Annotated in this window: 18 protein-coding genes; 11 read left to right on the forward strand and 7 right to left on the reverse strand. The window is 67.1% G+C overall.

Annotation, left to right across the window (positions count from 1 at the left end):
- Positions 1–83: 83 nt before the first annotated feature.
- On the forward strand, positions 84–3611 hold the full coding sequence (locus KXV01_RS15710; RefSeq protein ID WP_049415875.1) for a hybrid sensor histidine kinase/response regulator: 3528 nt from the start codon (positions 84–86) through the stop codon (positions 3609–3611).
- A 516-nt stretch (positions 3612–4127) separates the two neighbouring features.
- On the opposite strand, the gene mdtD is transcribed toward KXV01_RS15710, so the two are convergent.
- The 5 genes from mdtD to KXV01_RS15735 form a co-directional block, all read right to left on the reverse strand.
- Complete coding sequence (gene mdtD / locus KXV01_RS15715) at positions 4128–5537, reverse strand: multidrug transporter subunit MdtD (protein WP_005418383.1); 1410 nt, start codon at positions 5535–5537, stop codon at positions 4128–4130.
- 92 nt (positions 5538–5629) lie between these two features.
- Complete coding sequence (hemE, locus tag KXV01_RS15720) at positions 5630–6712, reverse strand: uroporphyrinogen decarboxylase (protein ID WP_049440605.1); 1083 nt, start codon at positions 6710–6712, stop codon at positions 5630–5632.
- Positions 6713–6737: 25 nt separating this feature from the next.
- Positions 6738–6977 carry a WGR domain-containing protein gene (locus KXV01_RS15725; RefSeq protein ID WP_049413420.1) on the reverse strand — a complete coding sequence of 80 codons (240 nt, stop codon included), beginning with the start codon at positions 6975–6977 and terminating at the stop codon, positions 6738–6740.
- A 102-nt stretch (positions 6978–7079) separates the two neighbouring features.
- On the reverse strand, positions 7080–8192 hold the full coding sequence (aroB, locus tag KXV01_RS15730) for a 3-dehydroquinate synthase (protein ID WP_049413422.1): 1113 nt from the start codon (positions 8190–8192) through the stop codon (positions 7080–7082).
- Entirely contained in the window at positions 8189–8731 is a 543-nt protein-coding gene (locus KXV01_RS15735; RefSeq protein ID WP_049440609.1) for a shikimate kinase, read from the reverse strand. Before KXV01_RS15735 ends, aroB begins: the two co-directional genes overlap by 4 nt.
- Positions 8732–8829: 98 nt before the next feature.
- Here KXV01_RS15735 and KXV01_RS15740 point away from each other — a divergent pair, with 98 nt between their 5' ends.
- Positions 8830–9033, forward strand: a complete 204-nt coding sequence (locus tag KXV01_RS15740) for a dodecin family protein (RefSeq protein ID WP_005410663.1) — start codon at positions 8830–8832, stop codon at positions 9031–9033.
- 6 nt (positions 9034–9039) lie between these two features.
- On the opposite strand, the gene KXV01_RS15745 is transcribed toward KXV01_RS15740, so the two are convergent.
- Complete coding sequence (locus KXV01_RS15745) at positions 9040–9867, reverse strand: kinase (protein WP_164283594.1); 828 nt, start codon at positions 9865–9867, stop codon at positions 9040–9042.
- Positions 9868–9907: 40 nt separating this feature from the next.
- Here KXV01_RS15745 and pdxH point away from each other — a divergent pair, with 40 nt between their 5' ends.
- The 5 genes from pdxH (at position 9908) to KXV01_RS15770 (ending at position 12411) form a co-directional block, all read left to right on the forward strand.
- Positions 9908–10507, forward strand: a complete 600-nt coding sequence (pdxH, locus tag KXV01_RS15750) for a pyridoxamine 5'-phosphate oxidase (protein WP_100478596.1) — start codon at positions 9908–9910, stop codon at positions 10505–10507.
- Positions 10504–10965, forward strand: a complete 462-nt coding sequence (aac(6')-Iz, locus tag KXV01_RS15755; protein WP_049440615.1) for an aminoglycoside N-acetyltransferase AAC(6')-Iz — start codon at positions 10504–10506, stop codon at positions 10963–10965. The genes pdxH and aac(6')-Iz overlap by 4 nt, the downstream gene beginning before the upstream one ends.
- Positions 10962–11321, forward strand: a complete 360-nt coding sequence (locus tag KXV01_RS15760) for a hypothetical protein (RefSeq protein WP_049440617.1) — start codon at positions 10962–10964, stop codon at positions 11319–11321. The genes aac(6')-Iz and KXV01_RS15760 overlap by 4 nt, the downstream gene beginning before the upstream one ends.
- Positions 11322–11479: 158 nt before the next feature.
- Entirely contained in the window at positions 11480–11941 is a 462-nt protein-coding gene (locus KXV01_RS15765) for a DoxX family protein (protein ID WP_049440620.1), read from the forward strand.
- Between the two features lie 32 nt (positions 11942–11973).
- Positions 11974–12411, forward strand: a complete 438-nt coding sequence (locus KXV01_RS15770) for an SMI1/KNR4 family protein (RefSeq protein ID WP_263467911.1) — start codon at positions 11974–11976, stop codon at positions 12409–12411.
- Positions 12412–12437: 26 nt separating this feature from the next.
- On the opposite strand, the gene prpR is transcribed toward KXV01_RS15770, so the two are convergent.
- Complete coding sequence (prpR, locus tag KXV01_RS15775; RefSeq protein ID WP_164283596.1) at positions 12438–14021, reverse strand: propionate catabolism operon regulatory protein PrpR; 1584 nt, start codon at positions 14019–14021, stop codon at positions 12438–12440.
- A 154-nt stretch (positions 14022–14175) separates the two neighbouring features.
- On the opposite strand from prpR, the gene prpB reads away from it, so the two are divergent.
- The 4 genes from prpB (at position 14176) to prpF (ending at position 20208) form a co-directional block, all read left to right on the forward strand.
- Positions 14176–15069, forward strand: coding sequence for a methylisocitrate lyase (prpB, locus tag KXV01_RS15780; protein WP_049413434.1), 894 nt, complete (start codon positions 14176–14178; stop codon positions 15067–15069).
- Between the two features lie 35 nt (positions 15070–15104).
- Positions 15105–16262, forward strand: coding sequence for a 2-methylcitrate synthase (prpC, locus tag KXV01_RS15785; RefSeq protein WP_005418357.1), 1158 nt, complete (start codon positions 15105–15107; stop codon positions 16260–16262).
- Between the two features lie 97 nt (positions 16263–16359).
- Complete coding sequence (gene acnD / locus KXV01_RS15790) at positions 16360–18978, forward strand: Fe/S-dependent 2-methylisocitrate dehydratase AcnD (protein WP_180880579.1); 2619 nt, start codon at positions 16360–16362, stop codon at positions 18976–18978.
- 51 nt (positions 18979–19029) lie between these two features.
- The gene (prpF, locus tag KXV01_RS15795; protein ID WP_049413439.1) at positions 19030–20208 is read left to right on the forward strand and encodes a 2-methylaconitate cis-trans isomerase PrpF; all 1179 of its coding nucleotides are present in this window, start codon (positions 19030–19032) and stop codon (positions 20206–20208) included.
- The last annotated feature ends 40 nt before the right edge of the window (positions 20209–20248 follow it).

Genomic DNA, 20248 nt, shown 5'->3' on the forward strand with positions numbered 1-20248 from the left:
GGGCGTGAACGGCGCGACTTTCGGTTTACCATGCCGACGCCCGCAGCGCGGGAATCATCAGGACCAGCGTGAGGAGGCAATCGGTGGTGTATCTGCGGGCGGCGATGCTGCTGCTGGTCCTCCTGTGCTGCGCGTTGCCCGCTGCGGCACAGCCGGTGCCTCCGAGCCCGCGGCAGGTGACGGTGTTCGATGGCCTGCCATCCAATACCGTCAACCGCATGGCCGAGGACCGTTACGGCTACCTGTGGATCGCCACCAACGATGGCCTGGCCCGCTATGACGGCCGCACCTACCGCGTGTGGCGTTCCGAGGATGGACTGCGTGACAACCGCATCTGGACGGTGCTGGTCGATGCCCGCAACCAGTTGTGGATAGGCACCGAGAACGCCGGCCTGGTGCGCATGTCGGCCGACCGCCGCCAGCTGCACTTCTACGACCGCAGCAGCCAGCCGTTGATGGGTACCAACACGGTCTGGAGCCTGGCCAGTACACCTGATGGCTCGATCTGGTTCGGTACCCACGAAGGCGGCCTGTACCGCCTGGACAGCCAGGATCGCCTGCAGCGCTTCCTGCCCGAGCCGAACAATCCGCGCAGCCTGCCTTCGTCGTCGGTGCCCTACCTGGCCACGCTGGCCGATGGCAGCCTGTGGATCGGCACCAAGCATGGCGTGGCGCGCTGGACCGGGACCGACTTCGAGCGTGTCGGCACGGACATCATCCCCAGCCTGCTGATCAACGGGCTGACCGCCGAACCGGATGGCAGCCTTTGGATCAGCACGATGGCCGGCGCCACCGTGCGCCGCCCGGATGGCCGCTTCGAAGCCCCCCCGTGGAAGCTGCCGCCGGGCGAGCAGGTGCTGGGCATGATGCTGCGCGACGAGCAGGGCGGGCACTGGCTGGATACGCGCACCGGGCTGGGGCGTGCGGTCGATGGCCAGTACCAGACCGTGCCGCTGTACAGCGCGATCGCGCGCGGTCCGGTACGGCCGAACTGGACCGGGGCCTACGAGGACCGCGAAGGTGGCATCTGGTTGGCCAGCACCAATGCCGGGCTGTGGCACCTGCTGCCACGCTGGTGGCAGTTCTCGGTGCTGTCGCGCCTGGAGGACGACCCCAGCTCGCTGCGCAATGCGCTCGTGCTGGGTACCAGCCCCTCCAGCAACGGCGGCGTCTGGACGGTGGGCAGCCATGGCGCGCTGGACCGCTTCGATCCGAAGACCGGCAGGATCGAGCAGCATCGCACCTGGGTCAATGGCATGCACTGGTTGACCTCGGTGCGTGAGGACCGGCGCGGCCAGGTCTGGATTGGATCGACCGATGCGCTGGTGCGCTACGACCCGCAACGGCGCGAACTGCGTCGTTGGGGCCGTGATGCCGGTGCAGATGCGGCGATGGAAGGGGTCGTCGAAGCGATGATGACCTGCGACGGCGACAGCCTCTGGTTGATGCTGCCCGCAGGCCTGCAGCAGCGCGACCTCGACGGCCACGTTCGGCGCCAGCTGGACAATGGCCAGCGCGGCCTGCAGCAGGGCCAGCTCAACCTCGATGTGGAATGCGGTCCGCAGGACCACATCTGGCTGGCCAGCAGCCGTGGCCTGCTGCAGTGGCTGCCGGAAAGCGAGCGCTTCCAGCCGGTGCCGGGTGCGCCGGCAACGGCGATCCATGCGTTGCATGTGGGCCGTGACGGCCAGGTCTGGTTGTCCGAGGATGGTCGCCTGTCCCGTTACCGCTGGAGCCAGGGGCGGCTGGAACGGCAGGCGGTGGTCGGTGCCGAACAGGGCTATCCGGCGATCTCCGCCTCCGGCCTGGTGGTGGATGCGCAGGGCGTGGCCTGGGCGACCAGCGCACGCGGCCTGGTACGCGTCAGTGCCGATGGGCAGAGCGTGCGCCTGTACGGCGTGCACGACGGCCTGCCAAGCCAGGAATTCCGCGAGCACACCTTGATCGCAGCGGCCGATGGCCACCTGGTGGCCGGAACGGCGGCGGGCGCGGTGGTGTTCGACCCGGAGCAGGTACGGCCTTCGGTCCGTCGCGCCCCGCTGGTGATCGAGCGGGTGGAAGTGCGCCGCAACGAGCAGGTGCTGGACATGACCCACGATGCGCCGTTGCAGATCGCCGATGGCGACCGCGACCTGCGCATCGTCGCGCGATTGCTGTCCTTCGCCGACTCCGCGTCCAATACGTACCGCTACCGCCTGGCCGGCTACGACCCCGATTGGGTCGAAGTCGGCCCGGCCGGCGAGCGCCTGTTCTCGCGCCTGGCGCCGGGCAGCTACCGGCTGGAAGTACAGGCCCGGTCGGCCGACCATGTGTGGTCGCGGGTGCAGAGCCTGGAATTCCGCGTGCAGCCGCCGTGGTGGCGCAGCCTGTCCGGCCTGCTGGTGCTGGCGTCGGTGGGGTTGCTGCTGACCAGCTGGTTTGCCTGGTTGTACCGACGCCGCCTGCAGCGGCGCCACGCCTACCAGCTGGCGCTGCACAAGCAGGAACTGGCCGAGCAGGCGTCGGCGGCCAAGACCCGCTTCCTGGCCAACCTTGGCCATGAGATCCGTACGCCGATGACCGGCGTGCTGGGCATGAGCGAGCTGCTGCTGGCCTCGCCACTGGACCCGCAGCAGCGTGGCTACACGCAGTCGATCCGGCATGCTGGCGAGCACCTGCTGCACCTGGTCAACGATGCGCTGGACCTGGCGCGGATCGAGTCGGGGCGCCTGGAACTGCAGTCGCAGTCGTTTGCGTTGAATGGCCTGTTGCAGGATCTGGCGGCGCTGATGGGCCCGCTGGCTGCACAGAAGGGCCTGCGCTTCGTCCTCGACAACCAGCTGCCGCCGGGCCTGCAGGCGACCGGTGATGCCATGCGCGTGCGGCAGATCCTGCTCAACCTGCTGTCGAACGCAGTGAAATTCACCAGCCGCGGCACTATCACCCTGCACGCACGTTGCGATGGCGAGCTGCGTGCGCTGCACTTCGAGGTGCGCGATACCGGCCCGGGCATCAGCCAGGAACAACAGCAGCGCCTGTTCCGTCGCTTCGAGCAGGCCGATGGTGCACGTACCGCGGCGCAGTACGGTGGCAGTGGCCTCGGTCTGGCGATCTGCCGCGAGCTGGCGCATGCGATGCAGGGGCGGATCCAGGTGGAGAGCCAGCTGGGCCGGGGCACCTGTTTCGGCGTGACCTTGCCATTGCCGCTGGTGGTGAACAGCGATGCCGAGGCATCGGCCGAGGGGCATCGCGACGAAACGGCGAACATGCCTCCGCTGCGGGTGCTGCTGGTCGAGGACGATGCCACCGTGGCCGACGTGGTGCGTGGCCTGTTGAGCGCACGCGGCCACGAGGTGGTGCATGCCGGCCATGCGCTGGCGGCGCTGCGCGAGATCAGTGCCGGCGATTTCGACGTCGGCCTGCTGGATCTGGACCTGCCGGGCCTGAGCGGTTTCGAACTGGCCCAGCACCTGCGTAACCAGGGCTACATGCTGCCGTTGCTGGCGGTGACCGCACGCACCGATCCGGACCTGCAGCAGCAGGTGGAAGCAGCCGGCATTGGCGGGTTCCTGCGCAAGCCAGTAACCGGTGAGCTGCTGGTGGAGGCGATCGCCAGGGCGATGGGCAGGTAGGGTTTATTGCAGGGCTTGCAGCCCTGCACCTGCAGAATCAACGTCAACGTCAAAAGCCTGCATTCCTTGGGATGGCGGGGTGGATCCGGTTGCGGGAGACGCCGTAAACCCATCCATGGGGGCTTGGCCGCGGCATCCATGCCGCGGACACTCCCGCAACCGGACCCACCCCGCCTTCGATAGTTTTCCGCGATCTGTCGGAACGACGCTCGGAGTCAGATCCGTTTTCCGAAGGAAAACGGATCTGACCCCAGATGTATTTCGATATCTGACAGATGTGTCGACCAAGGTCGACACCCACCAACAGCAGCGACCATCTGTCAGAGGTGGGGGGTGTCGCAGTGCGGGGTGTCAGCCGCATGGATGCGGCTGCCAAGCCTACAGGGACGTACTTGCGGCGTCCCCGCACTGCGACACCGCCCCGCCAACCCACGGAATGCCGCTTTGGCTGTTGCTGTTGCCGGCCAACGGCCGGCACTACCGCGGGTGCAGGGCCGCAGGCCCTGCCGGACCCGCTTACTCCGCGACGTGCTCGACCTGCCGCGGTTCGGGCTTGGTGTCAGGCAGCTGCCAGAAGATCATCGTTGAGGTCAGGGTGATCGCGCCCACGCACAGGAATGTGGCATGCAGCGCGGCGGTCGCGCTGTTGCTGTCCAGGTGATTGCCGAATGCGGCCAGCAGGCTGCCGGCCGCCGCGGCGCCGAAACCGGCGGCCAGCATCATCACCATCGACAGCAGGCTGTTGCCGGAACTGGCGAATTCGCGATCAAGGTCGCGCAGCGTCACGGTGTTCATCACGGTGAACTGCAATGAATTGACCGCGCCGAAGAACGCAAGCTGCACCAGGCGCCAGGCCAGGTGCTGGCCAGGTGTCATCAGGATGAAGCTGGCCATTGCCAGCCCCACCAGCACGGTGTTGGTCATCAGCACGCGGCGATAGCCGTACCGTTCGACCAGCTTCACTGCCAGTTTCTTTGAGACCATGCCGGCGGCCGCCACCGGTACCATCATCAGGCCGGCGTTCATCGGGCCCAGACCGAGGCCGACCTGCAGCAGCAGCGGGATCAGCATCGGCATGGCGCTGCTGCCGATGCGCGAGAACAGGTTGCCGAGGATTCCGATGCGGTAGCTGGGTACGCGGAACAGGGCCAGCGAGAACAAGGGCGCGGTGGAATTGGCGGCATGCAGCCAGTAGCCCACCAGCGCAGCCAGGCCCGCGACCGTCATCAACATCACCAGCGCGTGCGGGGTGCCGAGTCCGGAGATGCCGTCCAATGCCAGCGACAGCACCACCATCGCAAAGGCCAGCATGATGTAGCCGCGCAGGTCGAAACGGGTGCGATGGCTGGCGTAGTGGTCGGGCATGATCTTCATCGCGGCGATGAAACCGATCACGCCGATCGGCAGGTTGATCAGGAACACCCAGTGCCATGAGGCGATCTCGACCAGCCAGCCGCCCAGCGTCGGCCCGATCAGCGGGCCGACCAGCGCGGGGATGGCGATGAAGCTCATCGCACGCAGGAAATCCTCGCGCGGCACCGAGCGCATCACCGCCAGCCGACCGACCGGCAGCAGCATCGCACCGCCGATGCCCTGCAGCACGCGCGCGCCGACCAGCTGGTGCAGGTGCTGGGCCAACGCGCAGGCCAGCGAGCCGAGGGTGAACAGGATGATCGCTACAAGGAAGGTGCGCCGGGTGCCATAGCGGTCGGCGATCCAGCCCGAGGCGGGAATGAAGGTGGCGACCGCCAGCGCATAGCTGAACACCACCGACTGCATCTGCAGCGGGCTCTCGCCCAGGCTGGCCGCCATCGCCGGCAACGCCGTGTTGACGATGGTCGAGTCCAGCATCTGCATGAAGATCGCCAGGGACACCAGCCATAGCAGGGGGCGCTGGCGGTTGTAGGTCGATGGCGATGTGGACATGGGGTGTGGCCGGTGCAGCGTGGGGGCCGCCATGATCGCGCACTGCGGGTCACGGCGCGATCAACATCGCGCCGTGATGGCATGCGGAATGCTCAGCGTTGGCTGTGCGCGTGCACCGCGTCGACCAGGACCTGCACGTGCGCCGGGTCCATGTCCGGCGACATGCCGTGGCCGAGATTGAACACATGGCCTTCGCGCGAGCCGCCGTTGCCGGCGGCATAGGTGTCGAGCACGCGCGCTGCCGCCGTGGCGATCGCATCCGGCGAGGCGTACAGCGTGGTCGGGTCGAGGTTGCCCTGCAGGGCGACGCGACCACCGGTGCGGCGCATTGCCTCGTCCAGGTCCAGCGTCCAGTCCAGGCCAAGTGCATCGGCGCCGGTCTGCGACAGTGCTTCCAGGTGCAGGCCGGTGCCCTTGCCGAACAGGATCAGCGGCGTGCGCTCGCTGCCTTCGCCGCGATCCAGGCCCTGTGCAATCCGCTGCAGGTAACGCAGCGAGAACTCGCGGTACATCGCCGGGGACAGCACGCCACCCCAGGTGTCGAACACCTGCAGCGCCTGCGCACCGGCCGCGCGTTGCGCACCGAGGTAGGCGATCACCGCGTCGGTGGTGACTTCCAGCAGGCGGTGCAGCGCCTGCGGATGGTTCAGCGCCATCGCCTTGATGCGTGCGAAATCCTTGCTGCCGCCGCCTTCCACCATGTAGCAGGCCAGCGTCCAGGGGCTGCCGGAGAAGCCGATCAGCGGCACCTGGCCGTCCAGCTCGCGGCGGATCAGGCGTACCGCATCCATCACGTAGCCCAGGTCCTGCTCCATGTCCGGCACCGCCAGCTTGGCGATGGCCGCTTCATCACGCACCGGATGGCGGAACTTCGGGCCTTCGCCTTCGACGAAGTACAGCTCCAGGCCCATCGCATCGGGAATGGTGAGGATGTCCGAGAACAGGATGGCTGCGTCCAGCGGGAACCGGCGCAGCGGCTGCAGGGTGACTTCGCAGGCGATCTCCGGGGTCTTGGCCATGGCCAGGAAGCTGCCGGCCTTGGCCCGGGTCGCGCGGTATTCCGGCAGATAGCGGCCGGCCTGGCGCATCAGCCAGACGGGGGTGCAGTCCACCGGTTCGCGGCGCAGGGCGCGCAGCAGGCGATCGTTGCGGAGAGGGCTGGTCACGATGGGCATTCCTTGGACGGGAGGAGCAGCGGCGTCAGTCGCCGTGCGAAAGGATCTGGAAGCCGCGATGCAGTTCGGCATCGCGGGCCTTCTCAAAGGCGTGGCGGGCGTCGTCGGCCTGCAGGAACAGCTCGCGCCGCAGCTGCGAGCGGCCACCGACGCGACCGCTCTCGCGCAGCAGCTCCCAGCCGCCGAACAGGTCCGGCAGCAGGCTCAGGCGCAGGAAGCGCGGTGCCTGTGCACCGGCGTCGGGATGTTGCAGGTAGACGTGCATGGCGCCGATTGTAGCGGGGCAGGGGTGACCCCTGCCGCAACGTGGTAGTGCCGGCTGCTGGCCGGCTTCCCCGTTGCTGACGTTGCCGGCCAGCGGCCGGCACTACCGGACCGCCAGCACCTTCAGTACCGCCGCCTCATCGACGTCCGGCACCACTTCGGCACGGCCCATCCCGCGCCACAACACCAGGCGCAGGCGGCCGGCCACGTTCTTCTTGTCCAGGCGCATGCGGCCGAGCAGGGCCTGCGGGTCGAGGCCGGCCGGGATTGCCACCGGCAGGCCGAGGCGTTCCAGCAGCGCCTGCAGGCGCGCGCGGTCGGCATCGTCGGCCAGGCCCAGGTCGGTGGACAGCTTTGCCGCCAGCACCATGCCCACCGCCACCGCCTCGCCATGGTTCAGCGCATCGCGGCCCGGAGCCGAGTAGCCCTGTTCGGTCTCGATGGCATGGCCGAAGGTATGCCCGAGGTTGAGCAGGGCACGTTCGCCCTTCTCGAACGGATCGCGCTCGACGATGGCGGCCTTGTGCCGGCAGCTGCGCGCGATGGCTTCGGCCAGCGCGGCATCCTCGCCGGCCAGCAGCGCATCGGCATGCTGCTGCAGCCATTCGAAGAACACCGCATCGCCCAGCGCGCCGTACTTCACCACTTCGGCCAGGCCCGCGCGCAGTTCGCGCGGCGGCAGGGTGGCCAGCACGCGGGTATCAGCGATCACCGCACGCGGTGGATGGAACGCGCCGACCAGGTTCTTGCCGGCAGGGATGTCGACCGCGGTCTTGCCGCCCACCGACGAATCGACCATCGCCAACAGGGTGGTCGGCAGCTGCACGCAGTCCACGCCGCGCATCCAGCAGGCGGCGGCAAAACCGGCAAGGTCACCGACCACGCCGCCGCCGAGGGCGAACACACAGGCGTCGCGGGTGGCGCCGAGCGCGGCCAGTGCTTCGATCGCGCGGCCGAATTCGGCCAGCGTCTTGGAGGCTTCGCCCGCGGCCAGCACGTGCTCGCCGATGATCAGGTCAGGGCGAGCGGCGAGCAGCGTCTGCTTGACCGACGCCAGATAGCGCGGAGCCACTTCGCTATCGCTGAGCAGCAGCACATGGCGGCCGCGCACGTGTGAAACCAGTGCAGCGCCATCGGCCAGGGCACCGGCGCCGATGGTGATGGAGTAGGGGCGATCGCCGCCAACGGCGACCTGCAGTAGGGCGGGGGAAGTCATGCGGTCATGTCCTGGCGCTGCCATTGCGTGGCCAGCCTGACTACCAGTTGGGCAGTCGCGTCGGCAGCGGTATACGGGTCGGTATCGAGGGTGAGGTCGGCCAGTTCGCGGTACAGCGGGTCGCGCTGTGCGGCCAGATCCTGCAGCACCTGCTCGCGGTCCGGGCGCTGCAGCAGCGGCCTGCCCTTGTCGCGGGCCAGGCGTTCCAGCTGCGCGGCCACGCTGACCCGCAGGTAGACCACGAAGCCGCGCCGGGCAATCAGTGCACGGTTGCCGGGGTCCAGCACCGCGCCGCCGCCGGTGGAGACCAGCTGGCCGCGGCCTTCCAGCACGCGGGCCAGGGCCTCGCGTTCATGGTTGCGGAAACCGGTTTCGCCAGCGTGCTCGAAGATGGTCGGGATACTGGCACCGGCGGCATCGACGATGGCCTGGTCGACATCGACGAAGTCCAGCGTGAAGCGCTCGGCCAGGCGGCGGCCGATGCAGGTTTTGCCGGCGCCCATCGGGCCGATCAGGATCAGGTTCGGAGCAGGATTCATGCCCTCTGATGCTAACACCTCCGTGCCCTGGCCTTTACGTTCTTCACGTCAGGGTAGGCGTTCCAGCGGGGTCTCCCGCGCCAGCCGGAGTACAGGCCATGACGGTCGCCAAGGTCATCGAAATCACCGCCTCCTCGCCGAAAAGCGTGGAGGACGCCGTGCGCAGCGGGCTGAAGAAGGTCTCCGAGACGGTCAAGGGCATCCAGGGCGCCTGGGTGAACGAGACCAAGGTGGTCACCAACGGCAGCGGCGAGATCACCGAATGGCGGGTCAACCTGCGGGTGACCTTCCTGGTGGAATAGCCGCGCTCAGCGCACGGCCTGCACCTGCCGCTGGCCGTCCAGGACCACGACGTGGTCGGCGAGCGTGGGAAGCGTGCGCAGTGCCTGCCGGCTGACCCGCTCGTAGTACTGCACGAAACGCTCCAGCTGCGGTCGGCTCATGCCGTGCCGGCCCGGCTGCGCGGCCTGCAGGTTCTGCTCCTGCTGCCAGCGCCAGCGCGGTACCACCGCGAAATCCGGCGGTTGCAGGAACCACAGGCGGTCGCAGCGCTGCCACAACGCCGGGTAGTCACGGGCCAGCGCCTGGTTGCACCAGCGCCGCCAGCGGCCATCGGCGTCGGCCTCGCGTTCCAGTGCGTTCAACGGGCTGTCCAGCGCAGCGTCATCCTGCGCGGGCGTGCCCAGGAACCAGCCTTCGAACACCAGCAGGTCCAGCGGTTGTTGCAGACGCGGCCATTGCGCTTCGGGAAGGCGTTCGTCGGCCAGCTTGTCGAAACGCGGCATCGCGAAGGGCTGGCGCGCGGCCACCGCATCCAGCACTGCATGGGCCAGCGGCAGGTCATGGGTGCCGGGTGGGCCGCGGGTGATCAGCAGTGGGTGCACCTGGCGGGCCAGCCGTTGGCGCTGTGCGCGGGTCAGGTAGACGTCGTCGATCGACAGCGTGGCTGCGTTCAGGCCGCGTGCCTGGGCGCGGGCCACGACCTGTGCGGCCAGCGTCGATTTGCCGCTCCCCTGCAGGCCGCTGATCGCCAATACTGGAACCGCTGCGCCACTGCCCAGTGCATCGTCCAGCGCCTGTTCGGCCAATGTTTCGGGGAATCCTTTCACCTGGGGCATATACGCAGCAGCGGCCATGCAGCCACAATAGCCCAATCCGTGTGAGAAGAACGCAATCATGAGCGACCTGTACGCCGAAGCCCTGTCCACGTTTACCGGCCTGTTCGAAGAAGCCAAACAGAGCCGCGAGGTCGAGCCGAACGCGATGACCGTGGCCACTGCCGATACGCACGGCCGTCCCTCGGCACGTACCGTGCTGCTGAAGGCGTTCGACGAGCGTGGTTTCGTGTTCTACACCCACCTGGACAGCCATAAGGGCCGGGAGCTGCAGGCCAATCCGCAGGCCGCGCTGTTGTTCCTGTGGCGCAGCCTGCGCGAGGCCGGTATCCAGGTGCGCATCGAGGGTCGCGTCGAGCAGGTCGCCGATGCCGAAGCCGATGCCTATTTCGCCAGCCGCCCGCGCATGAGCCAGATCGGCGCGTGGGCCTCGCAGCAGTCGAAGACGCTGGCCACGCGCGAGGAATTCGATGCGCGCGTGGCCGAGGTCGAAGCCCGCTTCGAGGGCAAGGACGTGCCGCGCCCGGACGGCTGGAGCGGCCTGCGCGTGGTGCCCGACCGCATCGAGTTCTGGTACGGCGCGCAGTTCCGCCTGCACGAGCGCTGGTGCTATGAATCCGGTGCTGAAGGGCGCTGGAGCAAGCGCCTGCTGTATCCGTGATCGACAGCGCGCCCACGATCCGCCAGGCCACGCCGGCCGATGCGGCCGCGTGGGCGCAGTTGCGTCTCGGCCTGTGGCCTGATGCCGATGATCCGCTGGAGGAACTGACGCAGTCGCTGGCAGATGCCGAAGGTGCTGTGTTCTTGGCCTGTGAGGCGGATGGCGAGGCGGTTGGTTTCGCTGAAGTGCGCCTGCGCCATGACTACGTGAACGGCACCGAGTCTTCGCCGGTGGGGTTCCTGGAGGGCTGGTACGTGCAGCCGCAGTGGCAAGGCCGCGGCGTCGGCCGCGCCCTGCTGGCGGCGGTGCAGGCGTGGACGCGCGATGCGGGCTGCCGCGAACTGGCTTCGGACAGTCGCGTGGAAGACGTGCAGGCTCACGCCGCGCATCGGGCCTGCGGCTTCGAAGAGACCGAACGGGTCGTCTATTTTCGCATGCAGCTGGAACCATCGGCGTGAATCGCGTGGCGCTGTACCGCGTGGTGGTGTTCGTGCCGTCGGCAGCACTGGGCGCGGTGAAGCAGGGCATCCTGGCGGTGGACGCGCTGGCGGCCGGCGACTACGAGCACGGGATGTGGTGGTCGGCGCCGGGGTTCGAACAGTTCCGCCCGCGCGTGGGTGCGTCGCCCGTACAGGGTGAGGCGGGGCGCACCGAAGTGGTCGACAGCGTACGCCTGGAATTCTGCCTGCCGCGCGATCCGCAGCGGCTGCAGCGCATCTTCGAACAGGGCATCGCGCCGCATCACCCGTGGCAGGTGCCGGTGGTGCAGGTGGAGGAAATTGAGCTTCTGCTGGCCGACGCACGGCGGTTGTAGAGCCGTGCCATGCTCGGCTGCTGCCCCGACGCATGAGGCAGTCGAGCAGGGCTCGACTCTACAAGAGCAGGCTGTCGCAAATGGACCGGCTTGCTTCATCTGCGGGCAGGCAACGAACCGGCACACTCCGACGGATGATCTCGACTTCCGGAGTTGCCATGCCTTCCTGGCGATGCCTGTTCGCCGTACCTCCCCCGCGTCGCGGCGTGGAAGCGCTCCTGCTGTTGCTCGCCCGCATCGTGGCCGGGGTGATGTTCTGCGTCTCCGGCTGGAACAAGGTGTTCACTGACGCCGGGCGCGAGCGCATGGTGCATACGCTGGTCGATGCGGGTATCCCGTTCCCGGTATTCAGTGCGCCGGTGCTCGGTGCGATTGAATGGATCGCCGGTGGCCTGCTTGTGCTGGGACTGGTGAGCCGCCCTTCGGCCCTGCTGCTGGCGGCGATCTGCGCAGTGGCGGCGCTGACCGATGGTATCGCGCGCATTCCTGCGGGACTGAGCGTGCCGGATTGGCTGAGCTGGTTCTTCTACCTGAGCGAAGTGCCGCTGGGCGTACTGCTGCTATGGATTGCCGCAGTGGGGAGTGGACGGTTCGCGCTCGAAGCGCGCTGGGCGCGTTGAACATTGAGTGATGCGGAGGCAATTGAATGCGGATGAATGATCTGATCCAGCGCGTGGTTCGCGCGTACCCGGATCGTCGGAATCCTGATTGCGCTTCGGCGGCCGACGTCATGCGTCGCTTGAGCGTTGCTCCTCACTGCGATATGTGGATTTTTTACATGGCGGTCAATGGCGCGCTGCCTGCTGTGAGCGGTAGGCTTGAATTGTTGGGTATCGTTGGTCCTGGAATTCCGAAGATTCCAGACCAGGCTGAGTACGTTTGGGATCGTTACGAGCTCCCAGCGGATTTTCTTCCGTTGTCATCTGACGAAGGTGAGGGGATGTATTTATACGATGTGCGAAAGGAAGTTGTGCATGACTATTGCCTGGCTCGGCATGATCAGTTTCTTTCAGGTGAAACTCCTGCCCGTTGGAAGAATTTCGTAGATTTCATTGTCTGGTACATCAACGATGATGATCGGGCGGCTTAGATGAAGCAGTCGAGCAAGCTCGACTTCTACAACCCCTCCGCACGCAGCCAGCGCCACAGCGTGGTGCGGGATACCCCCAACGCCTGTGCCATGCCCTCACGGTCATTGCGGTGTTCCTGCAACAGCGTTTCCAACTGCGCACGCGGCGGCCGCTTGCCGTTGCTTTCCACTGGTAGCGCAGCGGCGCCCTCATTCACCAGCTCGGGTGCCAGCTGCAGCAGTCGCGCGGCATCAATCAGCCCTTCACCGGGCTGCCAGTGGATGCGCAGGCGATCGACCAGATTGCGCAGCTCGCGCACGTTTCCCGGCCACTCGGCCGCGCACAGTAGCGCCAGCGCCGCCTCATCCAGTGGCGCGTCGATGCCGCGCAGCTGGCGGAAGAAGTGCTGTGCCAGCAGCGGGATGTCAGTGCGCCGCGCACGCAGCGGGGGCAGGGCGATGCGTAGTGCGGCCAGCCGGTAATACAGGTCGCGACGGAAGCTGCCGGTCGCCGCGCGCTGCTCCAGCGACTGCAGGGTGGCGGCCACCACGCGCAGGTCGACTGCGGTCGGTTCCGTAGCGCCGACACGCAGCACCTCGCGTTCTTCCAGCACGCGCAGCAGGCGGGTCTGCAACGGCAGCGGCAGTTCGCCGATCTCATCCAGGAACAACGTACCGCCATCGGCGGCCTCGACCAGGCCGACGCGACCACCGCGCCGTGCACCCGTGAAGGCGCCGTCGCTGTAGCCGAACAGTTCCGCTTCCAGCAGTGATTCGCTGATGGCGCCGCAGTTCAGTGCCACGAAGCGGCCACGACGGCCGCTGGCGGCGTGCAGTTGGCGCGCTACCAGTTCCTTGCCGGTGCCGGTTTCGCCGGTGACCAGCACGGTGCTGTCGTGCGGTGCGTAGAGCGCGATTTGAGCCCGTACCTGCGCCATCGCGTCGCTGTCGCCGAGCAGTTCGTGCGTATCGGCACGCGTTGCAGGGCGCCGGCGCGGGGTGGATCGGTTGCCACTGGAGCGGGCCAGGGTCTGGGTCAGTTCGAGGGCGTGTTCGAACGCTTGCCGTACCGAATCTGCCGAGTACAGCAGCACGCCGGGCAGGCCGGCCTGTTCGGCGTGGTCGATGGCCATACCGGTGCCGACGATCACCTCGATGCCATTGGCGCGCAGGTCAGCAATGCAGTCGCGCGCGTCCTCGCGGGTGACGAAGCGGCGATGCTCGATATCGAGGCCGAAACTCTGCTGGAAGTTGCTGAACACGGGTACGTCGCTGGCGTGGGTGACCAGGCCGATGCGGCTGGCGATGCGGCGGGCACGGGCCAGCGCTTCCATCAGGTCGAAGCCGTTGGCCTGGATCGGCACCAGTGGCAACTCCAGCCTGCCGCGCAGCCAGGCCGCATTGGAGCCGCCGGCGATCACTACGTCGCAGTGCTCGCGGCGCAGACGCTGGCCGATCACGTCCACCGCTTCCTCGAAGCCGAGGTTGATCTGCTCGATGCGCGCACGGCGGTCGAACTCGGGAATGACGTCGCCGAGCAGGCCGGTCAGGCGCGAGACGCTGACGGTCCAGATCACCGGGCGGCCGGGGTCGGCATCGGCGTGGCGCAGCGGGGAGCGGGGCAGGTACATGAGGGCAGCGATTGGTAGCAGTGTTTCATGATACATCTGTTTCAATGTTTCATATGTTTCACTGTTGCGGAGTGGTCATGCCTGTGAAATCAACGGCTTGCAGCTTGGCATGGGGCTTGCGCCCTCTGTCCCGTACTTCAACCTGGATCGCCGCATGACCGCTTCCGCCCCTTTCTCCGCCGGTGCCCGCTTCCGTGAGGCGCTGGCTGCCGAATCGCCGCTGCAGGTGATCGGCGCCATCAACGCCAACCACGCCCTGCTGGCCAAGCGCGCCGGCTTCCGCGCCATCTATCTGTCCGGCGGTGGTGTTGCCGCAGGCTCGCTGGGCCTGCCGGACCTGGGCATCAACACCCTGGAAGACGTGCTGGTGGACGTGCGCCGCATCACCGATGTCTGCGACCTGCCGTTGATGGTGGACATCGATACCGGCTTCGGCCCGAGCGCGTTCAACATCGCGCGCACCGTGAAGTCGCTGATCAAGGCCGGCGCGGCTGCCTGCCACATCGAAGACCAGGTTGGCGCCAAGCGCTGCGGTCACCGCCCGGGCAAGGAGATCGTCTCGCAGGGTGAAATGGTCGACCGCGTGAAGGCTGCCGCCGATGCCAAGACCGATCCGGGCTTCTTCCTGATCGCGCGTACCGACGCCATCCAGGTGGACGGCGTGGACAAGGCCATCGAGCGCGCCATCGCCTGTGTCGAGGCCGGTGCCGACGGCATCTTCGCCGAGGCGGCCTACGACCTGGACACCTACCGTCGCTTCGTCGACGCGGTGAAGGTGCCGGTGCTGGCCAACATCACCGAATTCGGCGCCACCCCGCTGTTCAGTCGCGATGAACTGGCCTCGGCCGGCGTTGCCATCCAGCTGTTCCCGCTGTCGGCGTTCCGCGCGGCCAACAAGGCGGCCGAGAACGTCTACCAGGCGGTGCGCCGTGATGGCCATCAGCGCAATGTGGTGGAGACCATGCAGACCCGCGAGGAACTCTACGACCGCATCGGCTATCACGCCTTCGAGCAGCAGCTCGATGCGCTGTTCGCCGCCAAGAAATAAGCAGTACCCTGCACCATCAAGTTTCGGAGGGAAACATGAACGATACGACCGCAACCCCGACCTTCAAGCCGAAGAAGTCCGTCGCCCTGTCCGGCACCGCGGCCGGCAACACCGCGCTGTGCAGCGTGGGCCGCAGCGGCAACGACCTGCACTACCGCGGGTACGACATCCTGGACCTGGCCAACACCAGCGAGTTCGAGGAAATCGCCTACCTGCTGGTGCACGGCAAGCTGCCGACCCGCGCCGAGCTGGTTTCGTACAAGGCCAAGCTGAAGTCGCTGCGTGGCATCCCGGCTGCGGTGAAGGCCGCGCTGGAAGAACTGCCGCCGTCGGCGCACCCGATGGACGTGATGCGCACCGGTGTGTCCGTGCTCGGCTGCGTGGCGCCGGAGAAGGATGACCACAACCATCCAGGCGCGCGCGACATTGCCGACAAGCTGATGGCCTGCCTCGGTTCGATGCTGCTGTACTGGTACCACTGGAGCCACAACGGCCGCGCCATCGACGTGGAAACCGACGATGATTCGATCGGCGGCCACTTCCTGCACCTGCTGCATGGCGAAAAGCCGCAGGATTCGTGGGTGAAGGCGATGCACACCTCGCTGATCCTGTACGCCGAGCACGAGTTCAACGCCTCGACGTTCACCTGCCGTGTCATCGCCGGTACCGGCAGCGACATGTACAGCGCGATCTGCGGTGGCATCGGTGCGCTGCGTGGCCCGAAGCATGGCGGCGCCAACGAAGTGGCGTTCGAAGTGCAGAAGCGCTACGACAACCCGGATGAAGCCGAGGAAGACATCAAGGCGCGCGTCGAGCGCAAGGAAGTGGTGATCGGTTTCGGCCACCCGGTCTATACCGTCTCCGATCCGCGCAACAAGGTGATCAAGGACGTGGCCCGCGAGCTGTCCGAAGAACAGTCGAGCATGAAGATGTACGACATCGCCGAGCGCCTGGAATCGGTGATGTGGGACATCAAGAAGATGTTCCCGAACCTGGACTGGTTCAGCGCCGTCAGCTACCACATGATGGGCGTGCCGACCGCGATGTTCACTCCGCTGTTCGTGATCGCCCGCACCGCCGGCTGGAGCGCGCACATCATCGAGCAGCGCATCGACGGCAAGATCATCCGCCCGAGCGCCAATTACATCGGTCCGGAAGACCGCGACTTCGTCGCCATCGACAAGCGCGTCTGATCCACCTGCTGTACTCATCCGGCCGGCCGCGTGCCGGCCGGATGCTTTCGCCGCCGCACCGCCGGCACCCGGCCCGCCCCAAGCATTCCGCCAGCCCATGAATACCGATTACCGCAAGAACCTCCCCGGCAGCGCGCTGGACTATTTCGACGCGCGCGCCGCCGTCGATGCGATCCAGCCCGGCGCCTATGCCACCCTGCCGTACACCTCGCGCGTGCTGGCCGAGAACCTGGTGCGCCGCTGCGATCCGGCCACGCTCGGCGACTCGCTGAAGCAGCTGATCGAGCGCCGCCGCGACCTCGATTTCCCATGGTTCCCCGCGCGCGTGGTCTGCCACGACATCCTCGGCCAGACTGCACTGGTCGACCTGGCCGGCCTGCGCGATGCGATTGCCGACAAGGGTGGTGACCCGGCCAAGGTCAATCCGGTGGTGCCGGTGCAGCTGATCGTCGACCACTCGCTGGCGGTGGAGTGCGGTGGTTTCGACCCGCAGGCGTTCGAGAAGAACCGTGCGATCGAGGATCGCCGCAACGAAGACCGTTTCCACTTCATCGACTGGACCAAGCAGGCGTTCCAGAACGTGGACGTGATTCCGCCGGGCAACGGCATCATGCACCAGATCAACCTGGAGAAGATGTCGCCGGTGGTCTACGTGCAGGACGGGGTGGCGTTCCCCGACACCTGCGTGGGCACCGACAGCCACACCCCGCACGTGGATGCGCTGGGCGTGATCGCGATCGGTGTGGGCGGCCTGGAAGCCGAGAACGTGATGCTCGGTCGTGCCTCGTGGATGCGGCTGCCGGACATCATCGGCGTCGAGCTGACCGGCAGGCCGCAGCCGGGCATCACCGCCACCGACGTGGTGCTGGCGCTGACCGAATTCCTGCGCAAGGAGCGCGTGGTCGGTGCGTACCTTGAGTTCTTCGGCGAGGGGGCTGCGGCACTGACCATCGGTGACCGCGCCACCATTTCCAACATGTGCCCCGAATACGGCGCGACCGCCGCGATGTTCTACATCGACGGGCAGACCATCGATTACCTGCGCCTGACCGGACGCGAGGAATCGCAGGTGGCACTGGTGGAAAACTATGCGCGCACCACCGGCCTGTGGGCCGACGACCTGGCCACCGCACAGTACGAGCGCGTGCTGCGCTTCGACCTGTCCAGCGTGGTGCGCAACATGGCCGGTCCATCCAACCCGCACAAGCGCGTGGCCACCGCCGAGCTGGCCGAGCGCGGCATCGCCGACGAGGCCAAGCTGGCAGCGGGCAAGGCCGAGCAGGCGCAGGGGCTGATGCCGGATGGCGCGGTGATCATCGCCGCCATCACCAGCTGCACCAACACCTCCAACCCGCGCAACGTGATCGCCGCGGCACTGCTGGCGCGCAAGGCCAACGAACGTGGCCTGCTGCGCAAGCCGTGGGTAAAGTCGTCGCTGGCGCCGGGCTCGAAGGCGGTGCAGCTGTACCTGGAAGAATCCGGCCTGCTGCCGGACCTGGAGAAGCTCGGCTTCGGCATCGTCGCCTTCGCCTGCACCACCTGCAACGGCATGAGCGGCGCGCTGGATCCGGCTATCCAGCAGGAGATCATCGATCGCGACCTGTACGCCACGGCCGTGCTGTCGGGCAACCGCAACTTCGATGGCCGCATCCACCCGTATGCGAAGCAGGCTTTCCTGGCGTCGCCGCCGCTGGTGATCGCCTATGCCATCGCCGGCACCGTCCGCTTCGATATCGAGAAGGACGTGCTGGGCGTGGACGCCGACGGCAACGAAGTGCGCCTGAAGGACATCTGGCCCAGCGATGCCGAGATCGACGCCGTGGTCAAGGCCTCGGTGAAGCCGGAGCAGTTCCGCCGCGTCTACAACCCGATGTTCAACGTGCGCGTGGAGCATGGCGCGGCGGTCAGCCCGCTGTACGACTGGCGCCCGCAGAGCACCTACATCCGTCGTCCGCCGTACTGGGAGGGCGCACTGGCCGGCGAGCGCACGCTGTCGGGCATGCGCGCGCTGGCGGTGCTGCCGGACAACATCACCACCGACCACCTGTCGCCGTCCAACGCGATCCTGGCCTCCAGTGCCGCCGGTGAGTACCTGGCGAAGATGGGCCTGCCGGAAGAAGACTTCAATTCCTACGCCACCCACCGCGGTGACCACCTGACCGCGCAGCGCGCCACCTTCGCCAACCCGAAGCTGTTCAACGAAATGGTGCGCAACGACGATGGCAGCGTGAAGCAGGGTTCGCTGGCGCGCGTGGAGCCGGAAGGCAAGGTGATGCGCATGTGGGAAGCGATCGAGACCTACATGGAGCGCAAGCAGCCGCTGATCATCATTGCCGGTGCCGACTACGGCCAGGGCAGCTCGCGTGACTGGGCCGCCAAGGGCGTGCGCCTGGCCGGTGTGGAAGCGATCGTGGCCGAAGGCTTCGAACGCATCCACCGCACCAACCTGATCGGCATGGGCGTGCTGCCGCTGGAGTTCAAGCCGGGCACCACTCGCCTGACCCTGGGCATCGATGGCACCGAGACCTTCGACGTGGTGGGCGAGCGCACCCCGCGCGCCGACCTGACCCTGGTCATCCACCGCCGCGACGGCCAGGACCTGATCGTGCCGGTCACCTGCCGCCTGGACAGCGACGAGGAAGTGGCGATCTACGAGGCGGGTGGCGTGCTGCAGCGCTTTGCCCAGGATTTCCTGGAAGGCGCCAAGGTGGCGTAAGACATCCGACGGCCCGGCAACGGGCCGTCTTTCTTTGCAAGGAACACATCCATGACCTTCCTCCCGCAACTCCGTATTCCCGCCACCTACATGCGCGGTGGCACCAGCAAGGGCGTGTTCTTCCGCCTGCAGGACCTGCCCGAAGCCGCGCGGGTGCCGGGCGCCGCACGCGATGCGCTGCTGATGCGCGTGATCGGCTCGCCCGATCCGTATGGCAAGCAGACTGACGGCATGGGGGGCGCCACCTCCAGCACCAGCAAGTGCGTGATCATCTCCACTGCTTCTGTGCCGGACCACGATGTGGACTACCTGTACGGCCAGGTCTCGATCGACACCGCCTTCGTCGACTGGAGCGGCAACTGCGGCAATCTCAGCACCGCGGTGGGTCCGTTCGCGATCGCCAATGGGCTGATCGATCCGGCCCGCGTACCGCGCGATGGCCTGTGCACCGTGCGCATCTGGCAGGCCAACATCGGCAAGACCATCATCGCCCACGTGCCGATGCGCGATGGCGAAGTGCAGGAGACCGGTGATTTCGAGCTGGATGGCGTGACCTTCCCGGCCGCCGAGATCCAGCTGGAGTTCATCGATCCGTCCGATGACGGCGATGCGGGCGCGATGTTCCCGACCGGCAACCTGGTCGATACCCTGGACGTGCCGGGCGTTGGCAGTTTCGAGGTGACCATGATCACCGCCGGCATTCCGACCATCTTCCTCAATGCGGCCGACCTGGGCTACACCGGCACCGAACTGCAGCCGGCGATCAACGAAGACAAGGCCGCGCTGCAGAAGTTCGAGACCATCCGCGCCTACGGCGCCTTGCGCATGGGTCTGATCAAGAACCTGGAAGATGCGGCCACCCGCCAGCACACGCCGAAGGTGGCCTTCGTGGCACCGGCGCAGGACTACGTGTCGTCCAGTGGCAAGGCCATTCCGGCGTCGGCGATCGACCTGCATGCGCGTGCGTTGTCGATGGGCAAGCTGCACCACGCGATGATGGGGACTGCCGCCGTGGCGATCGGCACCGCAGCAGCGATTCCGGGCACGCTGGTCAATCGCGCTGCTGGAGGCGGCGAACGCGAAGCGGTGACCTTCGGCCATCCCTCCGGCACCTTGCGCGTGGGTGCGCAGGCCGGTCTCGTTGACGGCCAATGGACGGTGACCAAGGCCATCATGAGCCGCAGTGCCCGCGTGCTGATGGAAGGCAAGGTGCGGGTGCCGGCCGAGTAGTGCTCTGGTAGATGCCAACCTTGGTTGGCATGCAAGCGCC

The organism is Stenotrophomonas sp. Ps181 (assembly GCF_025697425.1).
GTDB classification, from domain to species: Bacteria; Pseudomonadota; Gammaproteobacteria; order Xanthomonadales; family Xanthomonadaceae; genus Stenotrophomonas; species Stenotrophomonas sepilia.